Origin of the sequence: Mycobacterium sp. 852014-50255_SCH5639931 (genome assembly GCF_001665605.1) — a bacterium.
Classification (GTDB): Bacteria; Actinomycetota; Actinomycetes; order Mycobacteriales; family Mycobacteriaceae; genus Mycobacterium; species Mycobacterium paraffinicum.
On the sequence record NZ_LZSV01000036.1, the window covers coordinates 1 to 5,864 of the forward strand.

The following is a 5,864-nucleotide window of genomic DNA, read 5'->3' on the forward strand; positions in this document are numbered from 1 at the left end:
GCATATATGCTAAAGGATGAGGCAGAATACTGGTGGCGTGGAGCTAGAGAACTTTTAGCTCACCAAGGAAGGCAGATCACTTGGCAGGTGTTCAAAGACACCTTTTTAGAAAAGTACTTTCCAAGTACTGTGAGGGCGGAGAAAGAGATCGAATTTCTCCAACTCCGGCAGGGTAGCATGACCATAGACCAATATATCGCGAGGTTCGAGGAGTTATCTAAATTCTCCTCTTATCTGCGATTTAACCCCGATGAAGCATGGAAGGCTATTAAGTTTGAAGCGGGATTGAACCCAGACATAAAGAATGCTGTTGTAGCTATGGAGATCAAGGAGTTTGTACCTTTAATCAATAAATGCAGACTCTTGGAGAAAAGTTTAAAGGCAGTGGAGGATGAAAAGCAAAAGCGAAACCTGTGGAAAAGGAAGAAAAATTTTTCCAACCCTAGCAAGAACATGAAAAGAAGTGGATATAGAGCTGGTAAGAGGTCATTTACTGCGGGTCCCAGACCTTTCCAACAAGACCCCACCCCAGTCAAGTGTGCTAAGTGCGGACGCATGCATGGTAACCGGCCATGCTACATGGGACAAGATGTCTGCTTCAACTGCGGACAGAAGGGTCATTTTGCGAGAAACTGCCCACAGAATATGGGGAAGCAGCCGGAACAGAGGCCTCAGGTGAAAGGAAGGGTTTTCACCCTGAGCGGCCAAGAGGCAGCTCAATCTTCTGAAATGATTCAAGGTACATGCTATATCTATGGATTTGCTCTTATGGTGTTGTTTGATTCTGGTGCTAGTCATTCATTTATATCGGAAGAATGTATTAGGAAGTTTCAGTTTCCTATTTCTGAAACTCCCTATGAGCTATCTGTAGTAACCCCTACAGGGGAAAGGGTATTAACTTCCTCTGTATGTAAAGACTGTCAAGTCACCATCCAGGGGAAAACTTTTTCTGTAGACCTCATCTGTTTACCTTTAAGAGGTATTGAGGTCATCTTAGGGTTGGACTGGATGTCTAGAAATCGGGTCTTACTCAATTGTTGCACCAAGACCGTTGAATTTCTATCTCCTACTCCACAAGAAAAGATGCAGTTATTAATGCTTAATGCCAACCAAGTCAATCGGGAGTTAAAGAATGGAGTACTTGGATACATTCTCTTGTATTTATCAAACCTCGAAGTCGAATCGAAGCTTGATGAAATCCCAATAGCCAATGAGTTTCCTGAAGTATTTCCATCCGATATTCCAGGCTTACCTCCCAAGAGAGAGATAGAATTCTCTATTGATCTCCTACCTGGGACAGGGCCTATTTCTATTGCACCTTATAGAATGGCCTCGAAGGAACTACAGGAACTCAAGAAGCAGTTGGAGGAACTGTTAGACAAGCAATTCATTAGACCGAGTGTATCACCTTGGGGAGCTCCTGTATTATTTGTTAAGAAGAAAGACGGGAGCTTGAGACTATGCATAGACTACAGACAGCTGAATAAGGTGACCATCAAAAATAAATACCCTCTCCCTAGGATAGATGACTTATTGGATCAACTGAAGGGAGCCTCTATCTTTTCTAAAATTGACTTGAGGTCGGGATACCATCAGATTAGGATCAAGGAGGAGGACGTACCAAAAACTGCCTTCAGGACTAGGTATGGGCACTATGAGTTTCTCGTAATGCCCTTCGGGTTGACGAATGCACCTGCAATATTCATGGATTACATGAATCGCATTTTTCGACCCTACCTAGATCAATTTGTGGTAGTATTCATTGATGACATCTTAATATATTCTAAGAATGAGAAAGAACATGAACAACATCTCCGAATCGTGCTACAAGTGTTGAAAGAGAAAAAGTTGTATGCCAAATTAGAGAAGTGTGAATTTTGGCTGTCAGAAGTAAAGTTTCTCGGACATGTCATCTCTAATAGAGGGGTAGCCGTAGATCCTAGCAAGACGGAAGCAGTGATTCAATGGGAGAGACCAAAGACGGTTACTGAAGTCAGAAGTTTCTTAGGTTTGGCAGGATACTATAGGAGGTTTATACAAAACTTCTCTCGTATAGCCTTGCCATTGACTAAATTGACTAGGAAGGGAAGTCCTTTCAAATGGACTGATCAATGTGAAGCTAGTTTCCAGGAGCTTAAGACAAGACTGACCACTCCTCCTGTTTTAATTATTCCAGACCCTACAGGACATTTTGAAGTATATAGTGATGCTTCAAAGAAAGGGCTAGGGTGTGTGCTGATGCAAGATAAGAGAGTAGTTGCTTACGCCTCTAGGCAACTGAGACCCCACGAAGGAAACTATCCAACCCATGATCTTGAATTGGCGGCAGTGGTGTTTGCCTTAAAGATTTGGCGACACTATTTGTACGGAGCAACCTTTGAAGTATATTGTGATCATAAAAGTCTTAAATACCTCTTTGATCAGAAGGAGTTAAATATGAGGCAACGAAGATGGGTAGAATTTCTCAATGACTACAAGTTTGAGATAAAGTATCATCCAGGAAAAGCGAATGTTGTAGCAGATGCCTTGAGTCGAAAATCTCTGCATATGGGTCAAATGATGGTGTATGAGATGCAGATGCTAGAGGAGTTTCAAAATTTGAAACTAGCCACTACTCTTACTCCAAATAAGCTAATCATCCATGGGTTAAGTATAGAGTGTGACCTTAGAGCCCAGATTAAAGAGGCTCAAGGCCACGATCAATACTTACAAGATCACAAAGATCAGGATGATTTTTCTTTTTCAGAAGATGGAGTATTCATGTACCAAGGAAGGATCTGTGTTCCTCAAGATCGAGAGTTGAAGACTAAGATCTTACAGGAAGCGCATCAGAGTAAATACTCAGTCCATCCTGGATCCACTAAAATGTACCAGGACTTAAAGAGGATGTATTGGTGGCCAGGGATGAAAAAGGACATTGCTGAGTTTGTGGGAAAATGTCTAATTTGTCAGAAGGTGAAGGTAGAGCATCAAAAGCCAGCGGGATTTTTACAACCTCTTGAGATCCCTAAATGGAAATGGGATAGTATTTCAATGGACTTTGTCATGGGCTTACCTAAGACTTCAGTTGGACATGACTCTATCTGGGTAATAGTTGACAGATTAACCAAATCTGCTCACTTTTTGCCCATAAAGATTAACTATTCACTGGACAAATTGGCCCAGTTGTACGTCCAAGAAATAGTTAGACTACATGGGATTCCCTTAAATATCGTTTCAGATAGAGATCCGAGGTTTACGTCAAGGTTTTGGAAGGCGTTGCAGGAAGCTTTTGGAACCCAGTTGCGGTTCAGCACTGCCTACCATCCTCAGACTGATGGGCAGACAGAACGAACCATTCAAACCCTAGAAGATATGTTGAGGGCCTGTGTGATGGAGCAAGGTAAAGGATGGGATAAATACCTACCTCTAGTGGAGTTTGCTTATAATAATAGCTATCACTCTAGTATTGAGATGGCTCCTTATGAAGCTTTATACGGTAGAAAGTGTCGATCTCCACTATGTTGGTTTGAGGTAGGAGAAAAGAACTTGTTGGGTCCTGATCTAGTTCAACAAACCACTGAACAAATCAGGATTATACGAGACAAAATGCTCACAGCTCAGAGTCGGCAAAAGAGTTACTATGATAAGAGACATAGACCTCTGGAGTTTGAGGAAGGGGACCATGTATTTCTAAAACTTTCCCCGACCACTGGAGTTGGTAGGTCTCTCAAGATCAAAAAGCTAAATCCGCGATTTTTAGGACCCTACCAAATTCTGAAGAAAGTAGGGACGTCAGCATATCAAGTTGCTCTCCCACCTAATTTGTCCAACTTGCATAATGTTTTCCATGTATCACAGCTCCGGAAGTATCTTCCAGACTCCTCACATGTGATACGAGATGAACCAATCCAAATAAAGGAGAACATGACATACCAGCTAGTACCAGCATCTATATTGGACACCGACATAAAGCAATTGCGGAATAAAACTATTCCCCTAGTCAAGGTGTTATGGGAAGGTTTGACTCCAGAAGAAGCAACTTGGGAGCTAGAAGAAGTCATGAGGAAGAAATATCCGAAATTATTCTTAGGTAAATATTGAAATTTTGAGGACAAAATTTCTTTTAGGGGGAGAGAAATGTAACATCCCAAATTGTGTTTCATGAATTAATAAAAATCCAAAAGTATTCAAAGTTAAATCCTTAAATTTTATTTAGATATCTAAGGAAATATAATCCTTACATGTATGCATAGAAATGTTCTAACATTAATGGAATAGGTAAAGAGAGAAAACTTAAGAAAATTAGAAATAATATACTAAAGAAAGGTGAAATTCTTGGGTAAGGAAGATAAATTTTTGGAAACAAGTAAAGGTCTTAAAATTTCAAGAAAACATTGGATTAGGGTAATTTTTCCTAATTCAAGAACTAAAGTTACTAAGTTTAACATATTTACCCATACATTGGGCTTTCACCTATGGACATTTCATATAGAGTTTTTCCACTTCACATAAGTTTCTAGCAAGCCCATTGGATAACCTAAACAAGAAATAAACATAGACTTGGACTAGGATATAGAAATTGGACCGATAGCCCAAAAATTATGAAAAATGTGTCCAAGCCCTTTAAGAAAGGTAGAATTTTATCCAAAGTAAAGGAAATGGGTAGGAATAAGCCCAAATCCAAGAGGAAAAATAAAATAAAATAAATCATGTAGTATAATAAGACAAAAATTTAGCAAGTGGTATGATAATACAAGGCTTTAGGACAAAACATCTATATCTTACACTCATTATTTTAGCAAGTGGTATGATAATACAAGGCTTTAAGACAAAACATCTATATCCTACACTCATAATTTTAGCAAGTGGTATGATAATACATGACATTAGGACAAAACATTCCTAGCCCACACAAATAATTTCAACCAAATAATGAAGATTTAAGGGCTAGAAATTTGCCACCCAAAAAGGTAAACCTATCATACTTGATTAAGACAAAAGAAAATGGAAATGAATCCCTAAATCAAAGGAACCTTGTCCCTTGTCTTAAGAACATATCAACATAATTTTCAAAATACAAATCTCCTTTTGCTATGCATATCTTGACTAAGGAAGAGGAAGACAAGAACATAAGTTGTTTGTTTTTCAAAATTTCAACCAAGTGGATCCTAATTGTGATAAGGTAGACCCATGATCATGAAAGGTGAATTATTTGATGGTCTATTTAAGCAAAACCCACCCTTATAACATCATAATTTCGTGCAAGTGAGGGAGAGGAAAAATAGAAGCAAGGTAGAGTGAGGAAAGGAGAGGAAGAAAGGAAGAAAGAGGAAGGAGAAGTCTAAAGGACTAAGTGTTCCAGGTAAGTTTAACAATATTTCTTTTTGAAGAAAAGTTTTGAAATTTCTAACTTATAAATGGGATTTTGATCTTAAGACTTTGATGATTGGTCATGGATGTACTATATCATGTTACATATTGATCTTGCATGTGATGCATCTTTGAATACTTAGGCTGGTGTAAAAAGTTCTGCATAGGTATGGCTATGGGTGGTAAAATTTTAGCTTCTGTTTTTAAAATTCTGGGAAGAATCGGTAAGGAATTAAAATAAATGGTTAACATGAAAAAGGTAGATCTATGTCTCACGGATTTTTAGCCACTGGAATCACTCAATTTGGAGTCCATATGAGGTAGATATGGTCTAATTACTAAGCAGTGGTCAGAAATTGGTTAATCAGGAAAGAATATGTTAGGACAGCTTCTGTGTTTTAATTTCTGGGAACATTCTGTAGGGAATTAAAATAAATGGTTAACATAAGAATTATAGATATATGTCTCACGGATTTTTAGCCACTGGAATCATTCAATTTGGAGTTCATATG

1 protein-coding gene is annotated in these 5,864 nt (G+C 38.7%); it reads left to right on the top strand.

Annotation, left to right across the window (positions count from 1 at the left end; translation table 11 throughout):
- The first annotated feature begins 6 nt into the window (after nt 1-6).
- Nucleotides 7-4,083, top strand: a complete 4,077-nt coding sequence (locus A5758_RS25940) for a reverse transcriptase domain-containing protein (RefSeq protein WP_231987380.1) — start codon at nt 7-9, stop codon at nt 4,081-4,083.
- Nucleotides 4,084-5,864: the final 1,781 nt, after the last annotated feature.

Coding starts and splice junctions, on each gene's coding strand:
- A5758_RS25940 (WP_231987380.1), top strand. CDS start 7: ATGCTAAAGGATGAGGCAGAATACTGGTGGCGTGGAGCTAGAGAACTT.